Source organism: Natronogracilivirga saccharolytica (assembly GCF_017921895.1).
Lineage (GTDB): Bacteria > Bacteroidota > Rhodothermia > Balneolales > Natronogracilivirgulaceae > Natronogracilivirga > Natronogracilivirga saccharolytica.
The window spans coordinates 37,904-64,824 of the sequence record NZ_JAFIDN010000012.1; the positions used below are offsets into that span (position 1 = coordinate 37,904).

General features: G+C 50.2%; 20 protein-coding genes. 3 read left to right on the forward strand and 17 right to left on the reverse strand.

The annotated features are described in order from the left end of the window. Positions 1-31 precede the first annotated feature (31 nt). The 6 genes from porV to NATSA_RS13195 form a co-directional block, all read right to left on the reverse strand. On the reverse strand, positions 32-1,147 hold the full coding sequence (gene porV / locus NATSA_RS13170) for a type IX secretion system outer membrane channel protein PorV (RefSeq protein ID WP_210513070.1): 1,116 nt from the start codon (positions 1,145-1,147) through the stop codon (positions 32-34). A gap of 48 nt (positions 1,148-1,195) precedes the next feature. Continuing rightward, positions 1,196-5,143: a type IX secretion system sortase PorU gene (gene porU / locus NATSA_RS13175; RefSeq protein WP_210513071.1), complete on the reverse strand. Its 3,948-nt coding sequence runs from the start codon at positions 5,141-5,143 to the stop codon at positions 1,196-1,198. Between the two features lie 230 nt (positions 5,144-5,373). After that, positions 5,374-6,552: an acetyl-CoA C-acyltransferase gene (locus tag NATSA_RS13180; protein ID WP_210513072.1), complete on the reverse strand. Its 1,179-nt coding sequence runs from the start codon at positions 6,550-6,552 to the stop codon at positions 5,374-5,376. Positions 6,553-6,606: 54 nt separating this feature from the next. Further along, positions 6,607-7,221, reverse strand: coding sequence for a hypothetical protein (locus tag NATSA_RS13185; protein WP_210513073.1), 615 nt, complete (start codon positions 7,219-7,221; stop codon positions 6,607-6,609). A gap of 14 nt (positions 7,222-7,235) precedes the next feature. Then, the gene (locus NATSA_RS13190) at positions 7,236-8,423 is read right to left on the reverse strand and encodes a cystathionine gamma-synthase (RefSeq protein ID WP_272491785.1); all 1,188 of its coding nucleotides are present in this window, start codon (positions 8,421-8,423) and stop codon (positions 7,236-7,238) included. A 245-nt stretch (positions 8,424-8,668) separates the two neighbouring features. Further along, a complete protein-coding gene (locus NATSA_RS13195; RefSeq protein WP_210513075.1) occupies positions 8,669-9,997 on the reverse strand; it encodes a tetratricopeptide repeat protein in 1,329 nt (442 codons plus the stop codon). 500 nt (positions 9,998-10,497) lie between these two features. Between NATSA_RS13195 and NATSA_RS13200 the strand changes: the two genes are divergently transcribed. Beyond that, positions 10,498-10,878, forward strand: a complete 381-nt coding sequence (locus NATSA_RS13200) for a RidA family protein (RefSeq protein WP_210513076.1) — start codon at positions 10,498-10,500, stop codon at positions 10,876-10,878. On the opposite strand, the gene NATSA_RS13205 is transcribed toward NATSA_RS13200, so the two are convergent. From NATSA_RS13205 to rplU, 4 genes are all read right to left on the reverse strand, one after another. Next, a complete protein-coding gene (locus NATSA_RS13205; protein ID WP_210513077.1) occupies positions 10,856-12,976 on the reverse strand; it encodes a M23 family metallopeptidase in 2,121 nt (706 codons plus the stop codon). The genes NATSA_RS13200 and NATSA_RS13205 overlap by 23 nt on opposite strands. Before the next feature lie 9 nt (positions 12,977-12,985). After that, positions 12,986-13,648, reverse strand: a complete 663-nt coding sequence (locus tag NATSA_RS13210) for a fumarylacetoacetate hydrolase family protein (RefSeq protein ID WP_210513078.1) — start codon at positions 13,646-13,648, stop codon at positions 12,986-12,988. A gap of 123 nt (positions 13,649-13,771) precedes the next feature. Next, positions 13,772-14,026 carry a 50S ribosomal protein L27 gene (rpmA, locus tag NATSA_RS13215; RefSeq protein ID WP_210513079.1) on the reverse strand — a complete coding sequence of 85 codons (255 nt, stop codon included), beginning with the start codon at positions 14,024-14,026 and terminating at the stop codon, positions 13,772-13,774. Positions 14,027-14,037: 11 nt separating this feature from the next. Beyond that, positions 14,038-14,352, reverse strand: a complete 315-nt coding sequence (rplU, locus tag NATSA_RS13220) for a 50S ribosomal protein L21 (RefSeq protein ID WP_210513080.1) — start codon at positions 14,350-14,352, stop codon at positions 14,038-14,040. Positions 14,353-14,560: 208 nt separating this feature from the next. Between rplU and NATSA_RS13225 the strand changes: the two genes are divergently transcribed. After that, the gene (locus tag NATSA_RS13225; protein WP_210513081.1) at positions 14,561-14,827 is read left to right on the forward strand and encodes a hypothetical protein; all 267 of its coding nucleotides are present in this window, start codon (positions 14,561-14,563) and stop codon (positions 14,825-14,827) included. Between the two features lie 102 nt (positions 14,828-14,929). On the opposite strand, the gene lexA is transcribed toward NATSA_RS13225, so the two are convergent. Further along, entirely contained in the window at positions 14,930-15,586 is a 657-nt protein-coding gene (lexA, locus tag NATSA_RS13230; RefSeq protein WP_210513082.1) for a transcriptional repressor LexA, read from the reverse strand. A 302-nt stretch (positions 15,587-15,888) separates the two neighbouring features. Here lexA and acs point away from each other — a divergent pair, with 302 nt between their 5' ends. Continuing rightward, complete coding sequence (gene acs, locus NATSA_RS13235) at positions 15,889-17,808, forward strand: acetate--CoA ligase (RefSeq protein WP_210513083.1); 1,920 nt, start codon at positions 15,889-15,891, stop codon at positions 17,806-17,808. Between the two features lie 112 nt (positions 17,809-17,920). Here acs and NATSA_RS13240 read toward each other — a convergent pair whose 3' ends face one another. The 6 genes from NATSA_RS13240 to NATSA_RS13265 form a co-directional block, all read right to left on the reverse strand. Further along, the gene (locus NATSA_RS13240) at positions 17,921-18,817 is read right to left on the reverse strand and encodes a universal stress protein (protein WP_210513084.1); all 897 of its coding nucleotides are present in this window, start codon (positions 18,815-18,817) and stop codon (positions 17,921-17,923) included. Positions 18,818-18,880: 63 nt separating this feature from the next. Then, complete coding sequence (locus tag NATSA_RS13245) at positions 18,881-19,756, reverse strand: universal stress protein (RefSeq protein WP_210513085.1); 876 nt, start codon at positions 19,754-19,756, stop codon at positions 18,881-18,883. Between the two features lie 136 nt (positions 19,757-19,892). Beyond that, positions 19,893-22,142 carry a patatin-like phospholipase family protein gene (locus NATSA_RS13250; protein WP_210513086.1) on the reverse strand — a complete coding sequence of 750 codons (2,250 nt, stop codon included), beginning with the start codon at positions 22,140-22,142 and terminating at the stop codon, positions 19,893-19,895. A gap of 242 nt (positions 22,143-22,384) precedes the next feature. Then, positions 22,385-23,440 (reverse strand): 2-oxoacid:ferredoxin oxidoreductase subunit beta, encoded by a 1,056-nt coding sequence (locus NATSA_RS13255; RefSeq protein ID WP_210513087.1) that lies wholly within the window; start codon positions 23,438-23,440, stop codon positions 22,385-22,387. A 107-nt stretch (positions 23,441-23,547) separates the two neighbouring features. After that, a complete protein-coding gene (locus NATSA_RS13260) occupies positions 23,548-25,410 on the reverse strand; it encodes a 2-oxoacid:acceptor oxidoreductase subunit alpha (RefSeq protein ID WP_210513088.1) in 1,863 nt (620 codons plus the stop codon). A 301-nt stretch (positions 25,411-25,711) separates the two neighbouring features. Continuing rightward, positions 25,712-26,875, reverse strand: a complete 1,164-nt coding sequence (locus NATSA_RS13265) for a 23S rRNA (adenine(2503)-C(2))-methyltransferase RlmN (protein WP_210513089.1) — start codon at positions 26,873-26,875, stop codon at positions 25,712-25,714. Positions 26,876-26,921 lie beyond the last annotated feature (46 nt).

Genomic DNA, 26,921 nt, shown 5'->3' on the forward strand with positions numbered 1-26,921 from the left:
TACTGGCGGTTGCAGGTTTTGAAAATAATTATCAGAAGCTCAGCAGAGCGGTAAAGCGCAGGGTGTTGGCCAGCGGATGCTGTTCTTCGAGTGTGTAAATATAGCTGAAGTCAACACCAAACATGTTGTAGCGCAGACCTGCACCGAAGGTAAGAAATTCCCGGTCGCCGTTGTTGGGTGACTCGTAGAAATAACCGGCACGCAGAGCAAACAGATTGTCATACCAGTACTCGGCCCCGACTCCGATCATGATTTGCTCGCTCAGAGGGACATCAACGTTGTCAAGCGAGTTGTGCCAGGTATCCCATGAGTTGAACAGAGCTTCGATCGGATTCATGGCAATGCCGTCTTCATCATTGCGGGCCATGATCTTGGAAAAGTCATTGGTAATGGTGATGGTATTGAAGCCGTCGCTGTCAATATCCATTTTATATGCCCAGCCAACCCTTAGCAGTGTAGGCATCGGGTCTTTCTGCTCTTCATCGGTGTACTGAATGGACGGTCCGAGATTGGACAGATTCATCCCTGCACGCACCTGGGCGGCCCGGTTGCCAACCGAAAATTCATTTGACCGGTACAGTGCCGCAAGATCCAGACCGATACTCGTTCCGTTTTGAGCCGTCTGTCCGCTCACATCTGTTCCTTCCGGAACCAGGTTGCTGTATACGTACCGAAGGCCGGTTCCCAGCGAGAAATTATCGTTGAGCTTGAAAGCGTAGGAGAGTCCGAAGGCAAGGTCGTAACTGGAGAATGTCCCCAGTTCCTGACCTGTTTCGTCGGTTCTGACCTGCTCGCCGAGGTTGAGGTATGTAATATGTCCGCCAATGGATCCGATACCTTCAACATAGTAGCGGCCGGATACATAGTTGTAGAACATGTCGACATCAAATTCCGGCAGCCAGCTGGAGTGCGTCAGACTGAACTCGTGTCCTTCCTGGAAGGCAAGTCCGGCCGGATTCCAGAATACCGCACTTGCGTTGTCGGCAAGGGCAACACCGGCATTCCCCATACCAGCGGAACGGGAGTCCGGTTCAATCTGCAGGAACGGAACGGCGGTTATAGCTACCTGGCTGTAGCTGATGCCGGGGGCAAGCAGCAACAAAGCTGCCAGGGCAATAGAGTAGATGTAGTTCTTTTTACTATGCATGGTAACGATTGTTCTTGTTTGGAGAGTGAAATAAAAAGTTCGCAAAAATTATCGTAATATCACAAGCCGCTCGATCTGATCCTTTCTTTGACGACCACTGTCGGTTTCAGCCTGAACCTGTACATGATACAAATATGTACCTGTGGCCAGACGATGCTGGTCATCATCGCGGCCATGCCAGTCAATTTTAACCAGATTCCCGCCGGTGATATACTGTTCGCGGCGGATAGTAGTGACCGGCTGTCCACTTAACGTATAAACCCGGATATTAATATCCAACGGCACACCGGGTTGATTGTGTTCAAACACAAAATGTGTGAAGTTGTGCATGGGATTGGGATAGTTGTAAACATTCCGGATCTGCAGCTCTTCACTTTCCAGTACTTCGAAAGTGATTTCAGATTCGCCAAGGTTATTGAAAACATCCCATGCACGCACTTTCAGGCGGTAGTGACCCTCTTCCAGGCCGCTGAGCGGATATTCGATCCTTCCGCTGGTAAAATCGTCAAGGTTGCTCTGATAAAACTCATTCAGGGTTATGGTCCGGCGGTTAGAGGCATCGTCGAGGTCTTCCAGTATTGCGACGATCTCGTGGCCGACACCGGCACCTGTCGTGTTGATTCCGGATTCATCCTGAAGAAGCACAATGAGCTGCGGTGAGTCGTTAACTACGCCTCCGTCGGCAAAAAGCTCGTCGTTCATGTACACTTCAATATCCGGACCATCTCCGTCATCTTCGGCATCCGGATTTCTGCCACGGATGCGGAATCCGGAACCGGAACCTACGGCATCAGCATCCTGCTTTCGTGCGTAAACCTGCACTCTTCCCGGATCGGCAGAATAGGAGACGTCTTTCGGAATGATAAATTCACTCTGGAACTGCCCGCCGGTTACAGAAACCCGGCCGCTGAACAGGGCATCGGTCTGGACAAAATAGCCGCAATCATCCAGATAGCAATTGCCGGCGGCGACCCAGTCGAAATCAGGATAACTCACAAGGCGCCGGGCATCGAAAACCCGGACATTGGCTTCACCGTCAAAACCGGTGTCAACAGATCCGTCAGGACGGCTGACCTGCCCGCTTACCGAAACACGGTCCAGGGCGCGAAGTTCAATGAGCGAATCGGATGCTATTTCCTTTCCGTTGATGTGAGTCAGATCAATTTCGGTTTCCGGGAAACCTATCCGCATCGCGGGATCGCCTAGCAGGATGAATTTCCGGGCATTGAAGTCCGATCCGGCCGGATAATATTTGGTTTCCCTGAAAATGTCGCCAAGCCGTCTGGGCCGGCCGTCTTCGTCGCGGCGGGTCATTTCACGGGTAAGGGCGATGTTCAGACCGAAATTCAGAATTTCGGGATTAGGGGAGGTATAAACGACACGGGTAGTAGTAAATGCGGCGATCAGTCCGCCATCCTGATGGAGCAGCATTTTTTCAGCGCCGGAGTTTTCTTCCGTATCGTCAAATCTGCCGAATGAACAGGTTGCCGTCACCATGATGGTGAGCCGGTCCCGGTTGTTCAGCTTGCTGATATCATCTGAGGTGAACAGCCGCTGATCTGTGAGAAACTGCTCGGCTCCGTGTCCCGAAAAATTCCAGACCAGTGTACCATCATTGATGCGGTCAACCATGGCCTGGGTGGCCTGGGGTACTCGCTGACCGGCACTTGTATTTTCCGTCGGATAGGAAATCTGGTAGATTTTTTCCATCCTTACCCCGGTTTCGTCCTGGTCGATGACATCGGCAGTTCCGTCGGCATTCAGGATGTGCAGATCCCGGTCATTGCTGCTTCCGGCCTGGTGGTCGTCTGCGATGAATGTGAACAGGCTTTGCCAGTCACCGCGGTTGCGGGGATCTTCGTAAGCCTTGATTTTATCGACCAGCAACCGGGCTTCTTCGGTAGTCTGTATGGAGAGTCGGCCTATGCCTATGTCCAGAAGATTCAATGGATTGTCGGGGCTGCCGTTTCTGGGCCAAAGGCCTTCATCATCACCCATGAAGCCAAAAAAGTCATCACTGCCATAGCTGTTGGTGCGATGGACGGATTCTTCACTCTGATAGGTGAAGACATGGTTCTGCATGTTGGGGTTGCGGATGACCCCTTTGTAGTCATAGGTCGCTCCTCCAAACAGGAGCAGGTACTCGGGCCGGGACCGTCCGGCATCGCCTCCCCTGTCATAAAGGTGCTTCAGATAGTCACGAATCGCGACAAAATCGGGCACACCGCCATTGAATTCATTGAATATCTGCTGCTGAGTGACAATAACAGGTGTCAGTCCGTCACGGTCACTGCGGTAATCGGCAAGGCGCTGCGCTTCATCGAGAAAATCCTCGGCTGTGATGATGACATAGTCCGGATAACCGGATGGATTGCGGATGTCCTGAGTGGGTATAGATTCCCCCTGCCCGGGCGTTTGAAAGCCGGATCGTGCTATGAACCGGCGGTCGCGGTCGGAATAATGTGTCACTGAGTAATCATCGCCGGAGGATGTGACAGTCAGCTTCACGGGGTTGACCGGATCGGTTATGTCGAGCACGACGGGTTCATCGGAAAAACCGGTCATTTGATAGCGAACCAGACTTCCGTCTCCGTCATCGGGCGGATGAAAAAGGAGCTTGTTACTTCTGGCCTGCAAAGCACGATCGGCTCTGATGCGAATCCATTCCACCCAGCCGCGGGAAGAGCTGCTGGGGTTTTGGAAGGTGGCGCTGATGGTGAGCACATCATTATCCAGAGAAAAGCCCTGGAATGTGTGGCGCTGGTCGCGTACCTGGGCGGACAATCCGGTTGCCCGTGTCAGAGAGGTGATGCTGTTGATATTCAGCACGGGCATGCCGGAACTGCCATTGACAGTGAAGGAGAATTGTGACTGGGATGTTGACCGGGCTGCCATCGAAACCCAGACATCCAGGTCCGATCCGTCACGATATCCGGCCAGTGTGTCGGAGAAAATGGTCCGGGAAGGCGAACTGGCGGGGTCGAAGGACTGGCCGAACCACTGCGTGCCGGATTTGATCCGGGATTCCGATTTTTCGCGATCCTCTTCAAACCACACAAAATCGCGGAATTCGCTGACGTCCCGGGTCGGCTGGCCGGAGGGCTCTTCAGCGGACAGCCGCATGCCGGGCTCAGATCCGACAGTCAGAAACACATAATTATCGTTGGTGAAGGGGTGGAGCCGGTGCTCAAACTGATTTTGCTGTTCATTGAAGATCACCTTGTCGGGCCCGTTGGCAAAAAACTTCACACGGTCGCCTTCATCAAAGGATCCGTCAGATTCCCCTCTGACAATGATGGGAATTTGTGCCAGTTCCGGTCTTGGGGCGCTGTTCAGATGCGGCAGTTCATAGCCCGGCGTGGTCCAGACCTGAATGTTCCGGGGATCAATATTATCGGTGTTGATTCCAAGGGCATCCAGATAATCGATGTCAAGAGCGTAGAGGTCATCTTCAGGGACGGGGATTTTGAACCAGTCGCCAGATGAGAGAGGGTTGTCAGGGGTGTCGGCGACATCAGCAGGCTGATATTCCTGCCGTAGCTGCGGTTCATCGGAATCTTTGTATACACGGATGCGCAAATGGCGCAGAACCTGGAAGTTCAGGCTTTCTTCTTCGTTCTGCCGGGCAATGTGGATAGTGAGCGGCGCCTGCATTTTACCTCTTGTGTACCCGGGCTGTCCGGTTTCGATGACAGGCGTATCGCGTCCTTCAATCATCAGCTGGCCGGGATTTTTGGCGTAATGCAGCTTGCTGGAATCGGCAGTGACCGGCACTATTTCCTGTTCCATGACCCGGTACCGCGCCTCCCCGTTCTGCCAGGGAACCATCACCATTTCCGGAGCAGTAATGAGAAGCTTGTCGTTTTTTAATTCATACTCATCGAACTCGGGAGTCTGATGCACTTTCCGCAGGTTCTGCGCATCAGCGACAAGCCCGAATAACAGGAGGAGCAGTAACCCCGTGCTGGCTGCTATGGAATATTTACGAATTGCCATGAAACAGTCGTGCGCTATGAGCGCAAAGAAACAAAAAGATGGTTATTGATATATGAGGGCAAGGATTAACGGTTCAAATCTTCATTAGCATATGAAAAAGCAACCTTTAGAGCAGAACCGGCAAAACCTGTGTGCAGTAACCACTGATGCAATAGGCAATATCGTTTTATTGGAAATTTGATAAATAAATTACGTCCGGAAGATGTTAAAGTCAATGATGTGCTGCATATTCATATCAATTCTGTAATTATTGCCGATGCCCCGCCGCCGCCGTTGCAGATAGCAGCACAACCCCGTTGTTTTTCATATCTGCGAAGGGCATGGATGAGAGTGACAAAAATTCGTGCTCCGGAACATCCGACCGGGTGACCCATGCTCACAGCACCTCCGTGGACATTAACAATGTCCGGATCCAGATCAAGAAGTGCCATATTCGCCAGTGCTACCACGGAGAAAGCTTCGTTGATCTCAAACAGACCGATGTCACCGGATTTGAGTCCGGCCCTGTCCAGTGCAGCCGGTATGGCTTTCGAAGGTGCTGTGGTGAACCATTCGGGTTCCTGCGCGGTACTGGCATGACTGAGAATCCGGGCAACCGGGGTCAGATCCAACTGTTTTGCCTTGCGTTCGCTCATCAGCAGCACCGCAGCCGCTCCGTCACTGATGGGCGATGCGTTTGCCGCTGTGACCGTGCCTTCCTTCTGAAAGGAGGGGGACAGTTTCGGGATTTTGTCAAAGTTTACACGATCCATTTCTTCATCATCACCGATGACTTCGGCACGGGTTCGTCCTTCACGTATTTTGACAGGTGTCACTTCTTCATTAAATGCGCCTTCATCACGGGCCCGGCGCGCCCGGCGGTATGACATGGCGGCATAGTTGTCCTGTTCCTCGCGGGAAATGTCATATTTTTCAGCGCATTTTTCAGCGAAACGGCCCATGTAGGCATGGGTGAAGGCATCACAAAGACCATCGCGGATGATGCCGTCCTGCATGTCCGTATGACCCAGTTTGTTGCCGAACCGGGCACTGTGGACATAGTACGGAACGTTGCTCATGCTCTCCATGCCACCGGCAACCACAACATCAGCATCGCCCGTCTGAATCTGCTGAGCGGCATACATTATTGCCTTCATTCCGGAGGCGCAAACCTTGTTGACGGTTGAGGAGGGTGTTTTATTTGAAAGTCCGGCTTTCAGAGCGGCCTGACGTGCGGGCGCCTGACCGACACCGGCCGAAAAGACATTGCCCATGACCACCTCATCTATTACATCAGGATTGAGGCTGTTGTTTTTGTAAAGTGCTCCTATGGCAATGGCTCCGAGTTCAGGTGCGGTAAGTGATTTCAGTTTGCCGCCGAATGAACCCATTGGCGTACGGCTTGCATCAATAATGACTACATTTTCCATTCAGATGTTTGACGGTTTTGTTGATGTGAACCGGGACCTCACATTTACATATCTTTAAATATCGGATTCATCACGCCAGGATACAAGCCTCCAGTCAGCGGTACTGTCAGAGCGTGTGAGGCGGAAGCTCGCCGACCCGTCACTGCGAAGCGGAGGTTCGGACGGGGAAAGAACAACACTCAGATTGAACCTTCGGATGACTTGCGCTTCGGCCTGGTCTTCCTCGATGACTTCCTGGGTGATATTGTTCCAGCGCACGTTAATATCGTAGCTTTGGGAGAACATGTTGTAAGTACTGTTCATTTCTTCCGAACGCCCCCAGGTGACATCTACATTTCGCTCATCATCGCGATAAGTAAATGTGAAATCGGGGTGGATAAGCGGTCCGTACAGCGATGTGTCACGTAGTTCGTAGGCTTTTTGAAATCGCGTGTAAAACCCTTCAATAGTGGATGGATCACCCAGAAGTTCGGCAAACGGATCACCTTCCAGCTCTCCAGGGGCGAAAGGGTTGTTGCACCCGGCGGTAAAAACCGGGAGCAAAAACAAGCAAAGGCATATGTAAATCCGGCGAGGGGTCATGGGAAGATGCTCATAGAGCCGAATCAGAAGGTGTTCAGACCGTGTCTTTTCAAAGGTAACTGCCGCCCTGATCAAGATCAACAGCATGTGCGCGGACAGGGCTACAGACTATCAAAAGCGGAATCAAGGTCAGCTATGAGATCATCAATGTCCTCAATGCCGACAGATAACCTGATGAGCGAGTCTTTGAGTCCTGCTTCTTCACGAATGTTTTTCGGTATGGAGGCATGGGTCATGCTTGCGGGGTGGCTGATCAGAGACTCCACACCACCCAGGCTTTCGGCAAGTGTAAACACCGAGGTGTTGCTCATGAACTTTTCAGCACTCTCCTGGTCATCACTTTTCAGGCTGAATGAGACCATCCCCCCGAAATCACTCATCTGCTTTGCAGCAATTTCGTGTCCCGGATGATCACTGTGCCCGGGGTAGCGGACATCACCCGTCATGGGGTGGTTGCGTAGGTAATCGGCAAGCGCACGTGCATTTTGGCATGATCGCTCTACCCGCAGTGAAAGCGTTTTGATTCCCCTCAGTGCAAGGTAGCAGTCCATCGGCCCGGGGACGGCACCTGTGGTTTTCGTCTGAAATGTGAGGTTCTCATATATCTCATCGTTGCTGGTGCTGACTGCTCCGCCGATAAGATCGGAGTGCCCGCCAAGATACTTCGTTGTGGAATGGACAACGGCGTCAGCGCCCTGGTTTAATGGTTGCTGAAGTGCCGGAGAGGCGAACGTGTTATCGACAACCGTATAAGCGCCATGATGTTTTCCCAGACCGGCAATTCCTGCAATATCGGCTATTTTCAAGAGGGGATTGGTAGGGGTTTCTACCCACAGCATCCTGGTATCCGGCGTTATGGCTTTGCCGACATTATCAACAGACCGCATGTCCACAAAGCTGAAAGAAATTCCGAAAGGTTCAAAAACCTCTTTGAACAAGCGGTATGATCCGCCGTACAGGTCATTGGTAGCGACAACATGATCGCCGGGGCGCAGCATTTTCAGGAGGGCATCCATCGCGGCGCAGCCCGATGCAAAAGCACAGGTGCAGCGGGCATCTTCAAGCCCGGAAAGCAGGTTTTCAAGTGCCGTACGGGTGGGATTGGTAACCCTGGCATATTCGTGCCCCTTGTGTTTGTTGGGTGCCTCCTGGGCGTAGGTGGATGTGAAAAAAACAGGAGGCATCACAGATCCTGATGTCTCTTCGGGTTTTTGTCCGGCGTGGATGGTTTTTGTGTTGAATTTCATGTGTTTATAATTTGTGATTCTGACGTCACATGTAGTACCCATGTTGGCTATAATCATGCTCCTGTGTGACGGTAAGCCGCCATGGCATTTCATCTGTTGAAAATTTTCAATTTATGTAGTTCCCAATTTTCGGTTGTATCTGTTGCAAATTGAAGCAGAATGGCAAAAAGGTTCTTAACAAAAAGAAAAGCCCGGCAGTTTGGAAGCTGCCGGGCTTTTCAGATTATCTGTCAGATGTCAGCTCATGTTATGAGTACTGGTGACATCTGCAACAGGAGGAGAGTCAATCAGAGTCCTGCACGCTCCTGAGCGTCCTGAGCCTCTTCTTCCATCCCGAGGTTGGTATAAATGCGGAATAGTGAACGCCAGTGCTCCGGATTGTCAGGCTCCAGTTCGGCCGCTTTTTCGTAATGCGGCAGTGACTGCTCCAGATATTCCTGAGCCTGTTTGTCAAACTCGTCAGCTTCATCCATGTCGTCAGTCATGTTTCGCTTATCCTGCATGACAGCCGCGCGGTTCTGATACAGAATTCCGAGTGTGGCATGGACATCCGGGTTTTCAGGATCCTTTTCAAGGGCAAACTGAAGCTCTTCTTCTGCTCTGTCGGAGAAACGGAATGATTCCTGAATCAGGTCATTAGCTTCTTCCTGTTTCCGGTCCAGCTCAGCCAGCATGTCTTCAACTTCCTGCTCATCAGCATCAGGTTCTCTGGCCTTGTCCCTGATTTCACGACTCATGTCATACATATCATCGTGTATCTCCCGGATCTGATCGTCGATATCCTGCACCATCTGGTAGACCTGGGTAGCGTATACCAGCCGGTACTGCGGATTTTCGGGATCACGGTCAATCAGCTCCCGGACCACCTCAAGTGCCTTGTCCGTATCACCTGTTCTGAGGTAGGCATTGGCAAGCTCCTGAACAATTTCGATCTCATCCGGATACTCATCACGTGCTTCAGTCAGGATCTCAATGGCTTCATCGTCACGGTCACCTTCCATTAGATAAAAGGCAAGGCGGTAATAATTGAACAAGTCGGCTTTTTGCATATCATAAATGATATGACGGGTGATGCGCTCGGCTTCTTCGAGGTCACCCAATGCAAATTCGACCTCAGCCAGGAGGTTAAAGCTTTGGACACTGTCCGGGTTGATGGTTGTGGCATTTTTGAAGTGATGCCGGGCCAGCTTCAGTGAGTCTTCATCGGAACTGATAATGTCGTCAGTCAGAGGCTCAACACCTGAATTGTGCTCATATCCCCAGGTTTCAACAAGGATTTCATCCAGGTTGTCGGCTTCGTCACTGGAAATCAGCTGGTCTTCATAGCGCTCTCGCGCTTCCATGAAGTATTCACGCGCTTTTTTGTAATCCTCAACCCGCTCATCTGCCGGCTTTTCAGCAGCTATGGAAGCATAAGCAACCGCCATGTAGTAATAGCCGTCACCATTGTCAGGGTCGCTGTCAATAGCTGCCTGGGCAGATTCGATGACTTCCTGATAGTCTTGCTGTACCAGTGCCAGCCGGGCCGACTCAATGTTCGGGTCCGTTGCGCATGACCAAACCATCATCATCAGGGCAGCAGCAATAAGTGCTTGTGGAAAAAATTTGGTTTTCATGTGTTTAAATGTTTGGATTTATGTCGTCACATGTAATGTCATGACCGTATGTAATCATTCGCCTGTGTGTCCGGGCGCCGACCCGGTCATGTTCATTTCATCTGTATGTGCTTTTCTGAGTTATTTAATCTGTTGAGATGTGCGTTAGTATCCGATGCCGAAGCATGCCGGATATGAACAAAGCATCATTTCAACTGATTTTTGTTTGTAGTTTTGTTGTTTTGAAAGTTTTTATTAAGACCGTACTTCTGATTTTTCAAATGTGAAAAATTTAATCAATACTGTAATGTAAAATTATCAAAAATATAGTAGTATATGATACGGAATCCAAAGCAACTATAGGTTGAAGTTACCGCAACAATGCAACACCTGTAACTGACAGGGGATTAGCCCGGTCTGTTTCAGGATGCATAACTGCTGACGTGCTGGGTAAAGAATCAGATCTCAAACCCGGTACATGTCACTTCAATGAAAAATAACGTCACAGGCCATTAATCATTATGTCAAAGCATACCGTTACTACCCGAAGAGCACCGGCAGCTGTAGGACCATACAATCAGGCAGTGGTTTATGACCAGTTGGTTTTTTGTTCCGGCCAGATCGGTCTTCTTCCTGATTCCGGTGATATGGCCGGTCAGGATGTTTCATCGCAACTGCATCAGACCATGAAAAACCTTGGTGAAGTGCTGAAGGCAGCTGGTTCCGACTGGAACAAGGTGATCAAATGCACGGTTTATCTGTCGGATATGAAGGACTTTGCAGAAGTAAATGAGATTTACGGCCGATATTTCCCGGAAAATCCACCTGCAAGAGAAGCTGTTGCTGTTAAATCACTTCCCAAAAATGCACTGGTGGAAGTCAGTTGTATCGCACATCGCTGAAAGTTTTTTCCGTTGTGTTGCCGGCATTGTCTGATATCCGGACACGCAGCTCGTTTACCTGCTCCGGACGGAAGCCCGGCAGGTGAAACCGCAGCAGTTTTTTTTCAGGGTCATATTCTGCGATACCCCGCTCTCCGTTTACTTTAAAAACAGCAGACCGGTAATTAATACCCGACTTTTCGTCATTTACAGATACCGTTGCAAAAAACTCGTCAATATGTGACCACTTGCCAATCGATGGCGAGGTAACCGAGGGAGCAGCTGTGTCAGCTTTCAGAGTATATTTGCCTCCCGAATTTATCGAGGCAACAAGTACCGACTGATCCGGGTCTTTGATGGATGCAACATGGCTTGAATTTCTGTTTCCGGAATTAATCCGGTACAGACCCAGTCCGGGTATGTTGCGCAGGGTTTGATCCAGATGGATGCGGACAGCGGCCGGACGCCGGAATGGTTTTGAATCCGGGAATAAAGCAAACGCGGGATAATCGGAAGCAAGTCCGATAGTCACAGGTTCGAAAAAAGAACCCTCCGGAAAATCTACAGAAACACGCATATTCCCGGAGTAAATGGTAGTTCTTTGCTCCGGATAGATTCGATTCAGCTTCCAGGACTGCTCACCTGAGGACAGGAGCATGCGTGAGCTTTTGTCCAGGGGGACGCCACTATTGCCCCGGATTACGGTTTGTTCATCAGAAAAGGATCCCAGCGGCCGCAGCGAGAGTACCTGAGCATCCTCTGCGAAGTCATTGTCTAATTCTCCGGAAGTGCCGCCACTGACTGTGTTTTTCAGGCGTACCCAGTTCTTGTTCCAGAAAAGATTTTCAGGAATCCGTGGGGGCTGGTGATTTGTAAAACCGGCCACGTGTGAACCGGCATTTACAATTTTTCCGGGCCGGTTGCTATCTGCAGCAAAAACAGCAGCACTATCGGAAACATGTGAGAAACGAGTAGCGCCTCCTGCTGACTTTGAAGTGCTTTGGATGTAGCCGTCAGGGAAATCAGTGCGGACAACCGTACCGGCATCACCCGGAGTATCGGATGGATCCTCCACTTCAAGTACCAGCCGCGCACGGGACCGGTTCCCGAAAAAATCCGATGTGTAAATTGTTATGTCATGCCGCCCCGGTGGGAGATCCAGTTTCCCGGAATGGCCGGTATCCTTATAAAAAGGGAGGTTATTGCCGTTTCTTACGTAAAGTCTCTGATACCCCTTTCGCTCAGTCCGGAGAATTGAGAAGACCCTGTCGACAAACATCTGCCGTGTCTGATCAAATGAGAAACTGTCAACGCGTGAATGAAAGTAGCGTTCGTCGTTGACATACATTTCAAGTTCGTAAACAGCGTGGACATTATTGGATCCATCTGCACGGTCAAATACATTGACAGCCAGTCCGATCTCCCCGGTTACATTATGATGCCCGAAATCAAACCAGCCGTCTCTGAAGGCAGGGCGCACTCTTCTGATCCCCCCGTTTGTTCCTGAAATGCTGCTGTTGAGGCCAAGGGGTTCAATGGCCAGACCCGAAAAACGCGGCGGGATGGTGTCATCAATTTCAATGCCTGCAAGCAGCGGATTGAACGGGCGTCCTTCAGGTGACCTGAGTTCAAAATGCAGATGCGGCGGGCCGACGCCGGTGGATCCGGACCAGCCGATTTGTTCGCCTCTGCGAAAGGTTATGCCATAATCTTTCAATACTTTGTCAAAATCAAAGGTATATTCGGGCAGCCGCAGGGAATCAACCAGTTCACGGATTTCCGGATGGAAGTCTTTAAGATGGGCATACAGTGAGTAAGAGCCGTCATCGTGTTTGAGATAGATGACATTTCCATATCCGCTCGGACTTACACCCACCCGGTACAAAACTCCGTCACGCGTTGCAAATATGGGGTATCCTTCATGACCCCATGTACCTATGTCCATTGCGGCATGAAAATGAGCGGATCGTGTTTCACCAAATGAGGAGGACATGTACCTGCTGGCATTGGTAGGCCAGAAGTAGGAAACGTCATCGTCCAGGAAAGCCGGTCTTTCCTGGCCTGCAGCGTTGGTCGCAAAAAACAATCCGGCAAATATGACAAGTAAGGCAGGGCGCATGGCGGCCAGTCAGTTTTCAAAAGCGATGATGACATCAAGGGTGATCAGCCCTTGCTGAAGCTCTGCATGAAGGTGGTCACCCGGATGCAGCTGCCCGACACCTTCCGGTGTTCCGGTGAATATCAGGTCTCCGGGTTTGAGAGTTACATACTTTGAGAGCGTAGCTATCAGCAGGTCAATTGGAAACAGCATCAGAGAAGTATCGCCGGTCTGACGCCGTTCTCCGTTAACTTCAAGGGAAAATGAGATGTTGTTCGGATCCGCTATCTCTGCGGCTGAAACGAAGGAACTCACCGGAGCGAACGTATCGAGGCTTTTGGCAAGGAACCATGGGTGTGACTTTTCTTTAAGTTCAGTCTGAATATCCCTTGCGGTGACATCAATGCCAACAGCATATCCGGCAATGTGTTGCAGGGCTTCTCCGGCAGGAATGTTTTTGCCTTCCCGGGATATGGCTGCAACGACTTCGGTTTCATAATGCGGTTCTTTGACAAAAGCAGGGATTACCACATTGCCGTCATAGCACAAACTTGACGATGATTTGGTGAATATGACCGGCCGTTCAGGAACCGGATTGTTCAATTCCCTTGCGTGTGCCGCATAGTTGCGGCCTATGCAAAAAATATTTCCCGGCTGGAGGTCCGGCAATCCCGGTAAAGAATCTGTATTCATGGCTTACAAATTGCAGAAAGGCAAGTTTGAGAACGGATAATATTAAAGAATGGCAAAAAAAAAGCTCTAATGAAAGTGGTCATTAGAGCTTTTAATACCTGTTGAAAACGTCTTAAAGCGGAATCAATTGGCCTCAACAGAAACCGTTCTGCGGTCGTTTCGCCCTTTGCGGAACATGACAGTTCCGTCAGCCATAGCGAAAAGGGTGTCGTCTTTGCCAATGCCGACATTGGTTCCGGGATGGAATTTGGTTCCACGCTGCCGGACGAGGATGTTGCCGGCTTTCACGGCTTCACCGCCAAAGCATTTCACACCAAGTCGCTTGGATTCTGAGTCACGACCGTTTTTTGTTGATCCGCCGCCTTTTTTATGTGCCATAATTCAAGGAGTTAAGCGGTTATTTTTTCAATTAAAATTCGGGTAAGATGACGCCGGTGTCCGCGGGTGACCTGATAGCCTTTGCGTCGTTTTTTCTTGAAAACGATCATCTTGTCACCTTTGGTATGGTCAACGATTTTGGCCTGAACTTTGGCTTTTTCCAGAACGGGTGTTCCAACGTTTACTTTACCGTTTCCGTCTGAAGTTAAAAGCACCTTGTCCAGGGTGATTTTTTTGTTTTCATCGGCTTGCTGCCTGTCAACAAAAATCACATCCTTTTCGGCAACTTTGTATTGATGCCCACTTATTTCAACAATCGCGTACATGTCTGTTTTCCTACTGTTCTTGTCAAAAACTGGATTTTATTAAGAATACAAATATAAGACTTTGTCAGGAAGAATGAAAAGTAATTTTCGGGGTATCGTGACATTTGAAAAATAGCCGGAGTAGTGTAACTTTGGATTCGGGAAGAAAATCAGCGATCATCTTCCGCCTGCATCATCCAATCACCCCTGTTTTGAATTAATATAGCTTATGAGTACGGAGAATCAAGATAAATCAAAACAACTGCCTGATTTGCACAGACAGGCTTTTTTAATCAAGAACCGGAAGCGGCTGCAGCATGATGGCGGACGTGCATGGATCAAAGATGGTCAGCTGCATGAGGCGGTAAAAGGGGTAAATGTATACATTACACGCGGAAAATCCCGGGAGGAGATGCTGAGAGGCAGCGGCAGAGAAGTCATTGAGAGAAAGAAAGGTGAGCTAATCAGCAAAACGAATTCCCTCAGAAAACTCTGAAAGCCCCGCGGTCTTACGATGCTGCCGTTTCAGGTTATAACGCCCGGAGCCGTGCTCACAGCATGGTGGAGCCGGCCGGCCCGATGCATCAGCCGGTTGATATCAGTTTCTCGTGTCCGTATCAGTTTGCTTGAAGATGCCGGATCTGTTTACATGTCCGACATATTTTCCCAGTACACGAACTTCTTCGAAAACGTCAGGCTCAATGATGATATCCTGATACTCTTCATTTGCCGGTTTTAACTGCAGACCGTTCTTCCCGTAAAAAATCTGTTTCAGCGATGTCTCGCCATTGTACAGTACCGCTCCGATATCTCCGTTTTTGATGTCATCATCTATGAGAAGGACGAAGTCGCCGTCGTGTATGTTGGCATCTTTCATGCTGGCGCCCGAAACGCGCAGCGCATACATTTTATCGATATTGGGGAACAGATATTCCAGTGTGATGGAGCCGAGGTTGGCTTCAACGGCCTCCTGAAGTGATCCTGCTGCAATAAGGCCGCGTACGGGGATTCCCGTTTCAGGGATGCTGTCCGCGGTATCGAATTCGGGAGCAAGTTCATATTCATCATCGTCTGTTTTGATGAGATAGCCCTTCTTTAGCAGCGCCTGGAGATTTTGTGTGACACTATTCGGCGATTTGAACCGGAACTGCTCGGCTATTTCACGATAGGTAGGCCAGATACCATGTTCTTCCTTGAAGGTTACAATGTAATCAAAAAACTGTTTCTGCTTCCTGGTCAGTTGACTGTTATCCATATCGCTGAGATCACTGTGATGAAGTATGTGTACGAAGTATGTGCATAATACAATAAAAAAAGACAGCGTGCAACCGGATGTAAAAAAAATATGGATCAGGGTGCAGCTGAGCTGCTTTACCGTTCAGGTAGTCCGGATTCATCCCGAATGATTATGTATCCATCGGTATTAACCGGATCGGCATCGACCGGAAATAAAGTTTGAATTCCTGTCCGACATAAGTTAAAATAACATCTGCATAAAGAGCTGCATTTTAATTGAATGAACGCAAGCAACTGATAATCAACTAAAAGGAGTTGTACATGGCCAAGAGTACTCAGAAAAAGACAAACAGTAGCAGTAACGGAGAGCTTGTATATCCTCCGAAAGAGATCGTTAAGCAGGCCAATGTGAAAGATTATGATGCTGTATACAAACGTTCGGTAGAAGATCCGGAAGGTTTCTGGGCTGAGGAAGCCAAAAAGCTGCACTGGTTCAAAAAGTGGGACAAGGTTCTGGATGACAGCAACAAGCCGTTTTACAAGTGGTTTACCGGCGGAAAAACCAACATGATCAGCAATGCCATAGACCGCCATCTGAAGACGTGGCGGAGAAACAAGCTTGCGCTGATCTGGGAAGGTGAACCCGGCGATCTCAAAACCATGTCATACCATGCACTGAACAGGGAGGTTTCCAAATTTGCCAATATCCTGAAAAGCATGGGTGTCAAAAAGGGTGAAATTGTGACCATATACATGCCCCAGATCCCGGAGCTTGCCATAGCCATGCTCGCGTGCGCGAAAATCGGTGCCGCACATAGTGTTGTGTATGGCGGATTCAGTGTGGAGGCCCTGGCTTCACGGATTGACGACTCTCAAAGCAGGGTGCTGGTTACTGCTGACGGCGGATGGCGCCGCGGAAAAATCACTGATCTGAAGGGTATTGCCAATGAGGCCATGAAGCGCTCGCCGACCGTTGAGGTCTGCATAACCGTCAAACGCACCGGGCATGAAGTGTATATGGAGAATGACCGTGACTTCTGGCTTCATGATCTGCTGGCCCTGCCTATTTCCAGTCCGAAATGTGATACCGAAGTCATGGATGCCGAAGATATGCTCTTCATTTTGTACACGTCAGGGACAACGGGAAAACCCAAAGGGCTTTTGCATACTCATGGCGGATATGCTGTGTATACGGCCGCTACGCATCGTTACGTATTTGATATAAAGGATGAGGACCGGTGGTGGTGCGCCGCGGATCCGGGATGGATTACAGGTCACAGCTACATGATTTACGGTCCGCTGATTAACGGCTCTACGGTGATGATGTATGAGGGAGCGCCCAACCATCCCTATCCCAACCGTTGGTGGAGCATGGTGGAAAAGTACGGCATCAATATTCTCTACACATCACCGACAGCCATCCGCGGTCTGATGCGTTTTGGTGAGCAGTGGCCTGCTCGGCATGACCTCAGCTGTCTGCGGCTTCTGGGTTCCGTCGGTGAACCCATCAACCCGGAAGCATGGAAATGGTATCACAGGGTTATCGGGAATGAGAAATGTCCGATCATGGACACGTGGTGGCAAACCGAAACCGGCGGCTTCATGATTTCGCCCCTTCCGGTTACACCCCTGAAGCCTGGCTCGGCAACCAAACCGTTTTTTGGCATTGAGATAGCTATTGTGGATGAAAAGGCCAAAGAGGTAAAAGCCGGTGAAGAAGGAAATCTCGTCATAAAAACACCGTGGCCCGGCATGGCCCGAACCATATACGGTGACCCCGACCGCTTTGTGGAAACGTACTGGAAAGAGTATGAAAAGCAGGGATGGTACAAGGCCGGCGATTCTGCGAGAGTGGATGAAGACGGATATTTCTGGATTATCGGCCGGATCGATGATGTAATCAAGGTCAGCGGATACCGTCTGGGTACTGCTGAAGTCGAGAGTGCCCTCGTGAGCCACCCGTCGGTTTCAGAAGCGGCGGCAATTGCGCTGCCTCATGAAGTCAAGGGGAATGCCATATACACCTATGTGATACTTAAACAGGGAGTGAAAGGGGGCAAGAGCCTGGAAGAGGAGCTCAGGCAGCACGTGAGTGATGAGATCGGCCCGATCGCCCGTCCGGAAGTGGTTCAGTTTCTGGATTCCCTGCCCAAAACCCGAAGCGGGAAAATTATGCGGAGGGTACTGAAGGCCCGGGCCATGGGTGTTGATGAAGGTGATTTGTCAACCCTGGAAGAGTGATCCTCCGGCCGTTTCGCCTGCGAAAGAAAAAAAGCCATCCCGTCATACTTTCGGGATGGCTTTTTTAATACGCTGAAAGAGAATACCCGTCAGCTAACGGGGGGCAGAGACTTCAGGATTTTTTATCCGCTCCTTTCAGACGGCGTGGATTAACTGTAAACACCGCATTTTCTACGTGCCGGACCACATTGGATGCGGTACTGCCAAGGCGGAGATACTCAAGGCCGGTACGGCCGATGGTTGCCATGATCACCAGATTATATTCGCCCTTGTGCACTATCTTGGTGATCTTTTCGTGAATAGAGCGCTGTGTGGAGACCACATCGGTTTTCACAAGATCTTTCATATCACTGAAGCGCTCTTCAACCAGCTCCCTCATTTGCTTCTTTTTGGTATCGGTGGCAGCCTGAATTTGCGGAATACTGCCAAACTGCTCAAAACTGACGACATGAATGATATCCAGCCGGGCTTTGGAAGCTTCTGCGATACTCCTGGCAAAGGGAACCGCCTTGAGCGAATATTCGGAAAAGTCTGTTGTCAGCAGAATTTTCTCAAGCGGAGCGATACTGGATTTTTCCTCGACAACAACCACCGGTACCGGAGCAAACCGGATAACTTTTTCTGCGACCGAGCCCATGATCAGCCGTGAAAATCCGGTACGGCCATGGGTGGTCATAACGATCAGATCAAAGTTTTGGGCAGCTTCAATTATGGCATCTGCCGGGTTGCCAACCTGGATCATCCCTTTGTTCAGAAACTCGGAGTCTACATACTGGCTTGCTTTCTGATCAAGCTTGGCAGCAAGCTTTTTTTCAAGCTGCTCGTGGTCCTTGAACAGTTTTTCCGATGATTTGGAAGTCTCCGGGATATCCACATCACTCATCGAAACATAGGAGTGAAACGGGGTGATGGCGCCGTCAAACAGTTTTGCAAAGGTTACGGCTGATTCCAGCGCTTTGTAGCTCAGTTCGGAAAAGTCAATGGGGACAAGGATATTTGCGTTTTTCATATCAGTAAAAGTTTAGTGATCATCGGATTAATACATAAAAAAACCGGGAGTTGACGCCGGGTATTATTGATTCGGTATCGGATTGAAACTGAGAACGGCGGTTTTTACATGGCGAAGTACGCTCGAAGCGGTACTTCCCAGCATCATATAGTCGAGGCCTGTCCGGCCGATGGTAGACATGACCACAAGATTGTAAGGCCGGGATTTCGTCAGGCGCGATATTTCTTCGTGAACCGATTTCTCGGAAAAGATAACTTCCGTGCGAACCTGCTGCTCAAGATCCCCAAGATATTTTTCCGATAACCGGGCGAGCCTGTCTTTGCGCTCCTTGCTGTCATGCTGCGCCTGTGCCAGAGTATCAAACTGTTCATAACTGACAATATGCACCAAATCGATGCGGGCTCCTGTTGCTTCTGCAAACTCGGCTGCCGGCTCAAATGCGTATATGGAATTGTCGGAGAAGTCTGTCGTCAGAAGGATACGCTCCAGCGGCATTAGCCGGCTTTCCTTTTCCAGCACGAGAACAGGGGTGTGCGAGGTTCTGAGTACTTTTTCACAAACCGATCCCAGAATCAGCCTGGAGAATCCGGTTCTTCCATGACTGCTCATTACGATGAGATCAAAATCTTTTCCGGTCTCGGTAATGGCACGTGCCGCATTTCCGATTTTTACAACCGGTTCATCTCTGTAAGGCTCCTCAACAAGTTCGGATGCGACCTGCTCAAGTTTTTTGTACAGTGTTTTTTCAAGTGTTCGTAGGTCCGCTTCCGGACTGGTCTCGCCCATATAGTAAAATCCGTCAAGTTCGTTGACCTGCATGTAGGCATGAAAAGGGGTGACTTTACCGTCAAACAGTCCGGCTATCGCCGATGCATTGGAAAAAGCAAGTTTGCTCAGGTCGGAAAAGTCGGTGGGGACCAGAATACGTGGATTTTTCATAGGCGGATGTCCTTGATGTATAATGTGCTAATGCAATGTAGCCAATCCATGGATATCCGACAAGATGCTTGTGCATATTGCAGCAGAAAAAATGACAGCCGGTTACTGATTTTATTGTCATTTTCAAACCATGATTTCAGGGGATATCCCGGAAATTCAGGCCGATCTGAAACTCCAGCAATACGGTGTTCTGCCTGCTGCCTGAAAGAGCCACCTCAACAGGGCCGAGAACAGTATCCCAGCTCAGCGCGGTAGTCCAGCCCCATAATAATGATTTGTCGAACACGTCAAAATTGAGATTATCATATGTGTTTCCGGCATGAACACCGATGGTGGCATAAAAATTGGAGTAAAGATGATAGCGGCCGGCGATTCCTGCGGAAAGAATGTTGTTTCCGGTAACCGAATCTTTTTTGAATCCGGGAAAATCCTGGTATCCGCCGGCATAAAACCGGTAGTGCAGCGGGATATTGTCGCCGAAGGTATAGCCGCCGCGGATGGTATGGATCAGAGCCAGCGGGGATATGACCCTGTAGTGTCCGGTCCACTTCCCGGATATCCGGCCGAAATGATCTCCGGGAAGGAATTCGGCCGAGTAGTCTCCCCGGACTCTGAAATTCTGACCGCTTCTCGGTAGTACTGATCGGTCAAGGTTGTCAAATTCAATCTCTCCGGAAAGCAGATGCAAGGTGTTCCATCTTTCAGGTACATCAACGACTCCTACACTTTCAGTGAGATTGAAATGTTCAAGACGATATCCGAAGCCGGCCCGGAACACAGAGCCGTAAAGCGGTCCGATCAGACCTTCAGCATAGAAAATATCTGTGCGCAAATTCGCCAGCCTTCGGTCGTCATCATAAACATCAATTTCACGTTCGCGGAATCCGCCCGCTGCCTGAAAGGCCAGGCGCGGTTCCAGGCCAATGTAGTTGAAATATTCTCCGCCCAGTTTGGCTTCGTGTCCGATTCGTGATGTGACGCGGGCCGTTGAGGCGGGATGCAGCAGATTCCTGAAGGTGGTGGTAAACAGCAGAGAGGGACCCAGCGTGTTGTTGTGGAAGATTCCGACCTGGAAGGCATTTGAAGTTTGCTCTTCCAACATCAACACCAGGTCAGCATAATCGCGGTCGCCGGACCATTCCAGACGATAGTTGACACTTTTAAAGCGCTGCATGCCGTGCAGCCGCATCAGCCCATCGCTGAGTGTTTCTTCGTGAACAGTAGTATTGCTTTCAATCTGAAGCTTGGAGAGGATGTGCTCTTCGGGAACGGTTTCCAGACCCTCAAAAGAGATGTTCCGGATGTTCAGTGTGGATGTCATTTCGTACGGCGGAATCTCTTTGACTACGGAATCGGAAAGGTGCCTTTCCTGCCGCTGGTGTTCAATCGTATCGGCAAGAGCTTTAAGTTCATCCATTCTTGCCCGGGCGGCATTTTCGCCTTCCATGACAATGTCTTTGACATCACCGAAACCAAGAGTAGAGAATTTTTGCAGATCAGGGCGAATGACGAAATCAGCCAGCTTTTCCTGCTCCAGCATGTATGACCGAATGCCGACAGAAATGGTCTGGGTCAGAATATCAGACAAGTTTCGCAGATCATGGGCAAGTCTGAGGTCGGAGCTCGAATTAACAGCAATTACCAGATCAGCACCAAGATCAAAGGCTTCTTTGACCGGCAGATTGTTTACAATGCCTCCGTCAACCAGGTAGCGGTCGTCGATCCAGACAGGGTCAAAAATGGACGGGATCGACATGCTTGCACGGATGGCATTGGGCAGGTATCCGCTGTCCAGTATGACCTGCTCGCCTGTTTCTATGTCAGCGGCAATGCACAGAAACGGACGTGGAAATGATGTAAAGTCAACAACGTCATGATAGTTCCAGGTCAGACGGGCCAGCCGGTTGAATATGTGATTGCCGGAAACCAGCCCGGTTGGCAGATTGATCTTCCGGCCTTCAAACGGGAATGTCAAATTGAAAATTCCGTCATAGGGCTTTTCTTCCATGGGAAGGTGCTTGCGCTCTATCCGTTCCTCGAACAGGCCGCGCCAGTCGGTTCTGTACACCTCCTCTTCCAACTGCGAGGTGCTGTAACCTATGGCGTACAGCCCTCCCACGATGGCCCCCATGCTGGTACCCGTTACGACATCAATGTGAATGCCGGCCTCTTCGAGTACCTTGATCACACCTACATGGGCCAGTCCGGCAGCTCCGCCGCCGCTGAGTGCCAGACCCACCACAAAATCTTTGTCAGTGGAGTCACGATCAGAACCGGATATTGAAATCGTGCCGGTCTCCTCCGCCGGGTGAATCCCGGTTTGTCTGTGGTGCGGTCCGTGGCTGGCAGCTGAGAGGCAATCTGCTGAGAAAAAAGTCAGTAACATCAGGAACAGTCCGGATAGAGGCAATAATCTTGTCATAGCTTGTCAAGCCACATTACTTTTACTAAGGAGTTTATAACCATACACCGCCCGGAAGTCAGTTGCCCGTATATACGTAGTACCACCTGTATTCAGACAATACTGTCTGCTGCAAAAGCGGCACCAAAACAGCACAATACAAAAGCGGCTCAATAGCAGCACCAATAGCGGCATAAAACGAAAACGGCAGAAGTACCTCTTTTGAACTACTTCACAACCCAGGTCTCTTCGCCGCCAAGCAGCTCATCCAGGTCACCTTCGCCTTTCCTGTCGTAAACCTCTTTGGTCTGTTCGCTCAGAAGATCTTCATAGGTCGGCCGGTCTGCCGCAAGAAATACACCAAACGGTCTGGGGAGTCCGCCTTCTTTGGTGTTGTCATCAAACAGGGTTGTCAGCAGCCATGCCTTGTTGTAATCCTTCTCATCGTGAATCCAGAGATCATCTTTGGAATACTGACCGTTGCCAAGTTCGACTATTTCGGGGTGCAGTCCGTCAAGACGGATACCATAGGCATCATTTTTCCCGAATACAAGAGGCTGATCCTGCTCAAGGTACAGTGTTGTATTGTCGCGTACGGCTTTGTCGGTGTATGGACTGAAAGCGCCGTCATTGAATACAATGCAGTTCTGATAGATCTCCAGCAGGGAGGTGCCATGGTGCTCATGGCTTCGCTCCAGCATGGCCTGCAAATGTTTGGGGTCCCGGTCCAGGGTTCTCGCAAGAAACGTGCCGTTGGCTCCCAGGCCCAGTGCCAGCGGATTGAACGGGGCATCGAGGGATCCCATCGGAGTCGATTTGGTCACGTGACCCTGGCGCGAAGTCGGGGAGTACTGCCCTTTTGTGAGGCCGTAAATTTCATTGTTGAAAAGCAGCACATTGATATCCAGATTACGCCGCAGGAGATGAATAATGTGATTGCCGCCTATGGACAAGCCGTCACCATCGCCGGTTGCAACCCAGACACTCAGCTCGGGACGGGCAGCCTTGAGGCCGGTTGCAATGGCCGGCGCGCGCCCGTGGATGCCGTGAATGCCGTAGGTGTTCATGTAGTAGGGGAACCGGGAGGAGCATCCGATTCCTGCGATAAAAACGATATTCTCAGGTTCCACGTCCAGCTTCGGCATGAGGTTCTGAACCTGTTTCAGGATGGTGTAATCTCCGCAACCGGGGCACCACCGCACATCCTGGTCGGATGCGAAATCTTTGCCTTTCAGTTCAGTGCCGTTTCCTTTGGTTCCGTTGACTGTTTTTTGACTGCTCATAATGTTCAGATAGTTCAGTAGGTCAGTAAATTAGTGTGATTGGTGAAGCTGCCCGGGGGATAAAGCTGCAAATATGGCAGATCCGGGGCGGCTTCAGAGATTCCCGGTTACCCGGTACACATTTCCACAATTTTTGTCTTCAGTTCGGCAACCGTGAAAGGAACACCGCGTACACGGTTGTAACCTTCAACAGGCAAGAGGAACTGATCCCTCAGTATTTTGGAAAGCTGTCCGCGGTTGATTTCCGGCACCAGAATCCGGTCAAAACGTCCGAGGATATCTTTCAGGTTCTTTGGAAACGGACTCAGATACCTCAGATGGATGTAGGAAACATCGTGCCCGTCCTCAAGTGCTTCCGTTACGGCCGATTTGATGGATCCGTATGTCGAACCCCATCCCACGACGAGCAGTTTGCCGCTGTCGGTGCCTTCATCGATTTCCTGATCCGGGATGAATTTTGCGATGTTATCTCGTTTTTTCTCCCGGAACTCGGTCATCATGTGATGATTGTCGGGATCGTAGGAGATATTTCCGGTTTCATGTTCTTTTTCCAGACCTCCGATCCGGTGGGCAAGTCCCTTCGTGCCGGCTACAGCCCATGGGCGCACCAGGTTTTCGTCCCTTTTGTAAGGAAGGAACGGCGCGCTTTCCTGACCGTTGCCGCCATCAGCCGGCTTTTCCTGTTTTACATTGACGGGCTTGAGTTTGGATGTGTCCGGCAGTTTCCACGGTTCGGCCCCGTTGGCGATATATCCGTCGGTCAGCATCATAACCGGAATCATGTGCTCAACGGCGAGACGGCACGCTTCATAGGTGACATCAAAACAGTCGGCCGGGGAAGATGCGGAAATTATTGCAACAGGACATTCGCCTGCTCTTCCGTAAAAGGCCTGCAGCAGATCAGCCTGTTCGGTTTTAGTCGGCAGTCCGGTTGAGGGGCCGGCCCGCTGCACATTGACGATCACAAGCGGAAGCTCAAGCATGGTCGCCAGTCCGATGGCTTCACTTTTCAGCGCCACGCCGGGACCCGAGCTGGTAGTAACTCCAAGATGTCCGCCGAAGGAAGCGCCGATGGCAGATGTAATTGCGGCAATTTCATCCTCGGCCTGAAACGTACTCACATTGTAATTCTTCAGTCGTGACAGGCCGTGCAGAATTTCAGATGCCGGTGTAATCGGGTAGGAGCCGAGAAACAGTGGCAGATTGGATTTTTTTGCCACTGCAGCCAGGCCCAGCACGATGGAGTCGTTGCCGGTGATATTCCGGTACGTGCCGGGCTTAATTGGTGCGGCTTCTACAGTATAGCGTTCGCTGAAAATTTCAGTGGCGATGCCATAGGTAAAACCGTCATTAAGGGCTTTGATATTGGCTTCGGCAATCTTCGGCTTGTTTGCAAACTTCTTCTTTAGAAACTCAATTGTTGAATCTGTGGGACGGCTGTAAAGCCAGTAGACCACACCAAGGACAAACATGTTCTTGCTCCGGTCAATTTCCTTGGTGGTCAGGCCGGTATCTTTCAAGCTTTCTCGGGTCATCTTTGTGACGTCAATTTCAATCACCGAGTAACCGGCTTCTTTGGCATCCTGAATGGGTGTTTCTTCGGGGGCATATTTTGCCAGTGAGAGATCCTTTTTACCGAAACCATCGGTATTTGCAATGATGATTCCGCCGGGTTTGAGGAATTTCAGGTTGGCTTTCAATGCAGCGGCATTCATCACAACCAGAACATCACACATATCACCGGGGGTGTGAATCGGCTTGCTTCCGAAATGGATCTGAAATCCGGAAACGCCATGCACCGTACCGGCCGGAGCCCGTATTTCAGCGGGGTAATCGGGAAAAGTGCTCAGGTCATTGCCGGACAATGCCGTTGTGTTGCTGAACTGTGATCCTGTTAATTGGATTCCGTCACCGGAATCTCCTGAAAACCGGATCGTAACTTCTTTTTTTTGTTTTTCTGTAATACTCATGTTCTTACGTCGCAGCGACGGTTTGGCGGTTATGGGTAATGCGATAAAGCCCGGATTCGACTTCCGGACTTCTAAAAAGCGCGATGAATAAAATGGAAAAGAGCTGTTTTGGTCTGTCGGAAAGGCAGGTATTGCACGGATGCAGGATGAATTGCAGGGGAGAGAAATGTTCTAATAATGTCAATGCATTCACGTGCATCCCTGAATTAATTATGCCTTTATATTCTATTAAACAATTGCAGAGCAAAAAACAAGTAAAAACGTAAAATTATGTCACTTTTTTAACGCTTTTGAGGTTAGTTTATTCCGGTTTTCCGGACGGGTGCTGCTCCGGTTTGCCGGACCGTAATCCGGAACCGTGTCTCATGGACATGGATACACGGTCATTCTCACTGAATACTTTCAGCTGGCCACAACCCGCTTCAATGTCTTCTCCATAGCACCAGCGGGTGTCGGTATCAAAACCTGCCCCGGTCAACACATTGCGGAAAGTATTCCATCTTTCCCGCTCCGTACGGGTCATACCGGATTCGGATACATCGTTATACATAATCAGTGTTATGCCGGCGCGGATATTGCGGAGATAGGAGGCCAGGTTTTCAGCATCCTGCTGCCGGTCATTTACGTCTTTCATGAGCAGGTACTGAATGGTGACAGTCTGGCCGGTTTTTCTGTTGTAGTAGGACAGCGCTTCGCGGATTTCCGCCAGGCCGAGACGTGCGCTCACCGGCATGATCTGGTAACGGGTCTCCTGATCTGCAGAGTGAATGGAAACGGCCAGTCTGACTTCGGGGTGATCGTCGGCAAGCATGCGAATCTGCCGGAATAATCCGACTGTCGACACGGTGATCCGGCCGGCGGGGGGACCCGGTGCGGCGTTGTCGTTTGTAATGGAGAGTGCCTCGGAAAGGGAGCGGTAATTATGCATCGGCTCACCCATTCCCATGAAATATAAATGAGTCATGCCGCACCCGAACTCATCCCGGATAATCTTTTCAGACTCCCTGATCTGATCCAGCAATTCCAGGGTCGAAAGATTGCGGTGAAAACCCATCTTTCCGGTAGCACAAAAGGAACATCCGAAAAAGCATCCGATCTGTGAAGAGATGCTGGCAGATACTTTATCCAGCGTTCCGTTATTCCATTCGGGAATGATAACTGTCTCGGCAAGATGGCCGTCATGAAGTTTGAGTGTAAGCCGCATGGAACCGTCCCGGCTTTTAAGCAGCCCCTGAGATCCGGAAGAGGGAATGATCAGGGATTCTTCAAGAGTGTGGTACTCATCGCCGCTGAGACCGGGTATGTCACGGATATCTCTGATCCCTTCAAAGTAGACAGATTTGTATATGACGCTACGCGAGCCGGCCGTAATGCCGATATGCCGCAGAAAATCGTCCCATTCGGTCAGGGATATTTTATTAATGTCGACAGGGCGCCTGTGAAGTAGATGCTCCGGGGAGGTCATTGGGGTCGGACGGGATATTCCGTTGTTGCTGCAATTAATGTAAATG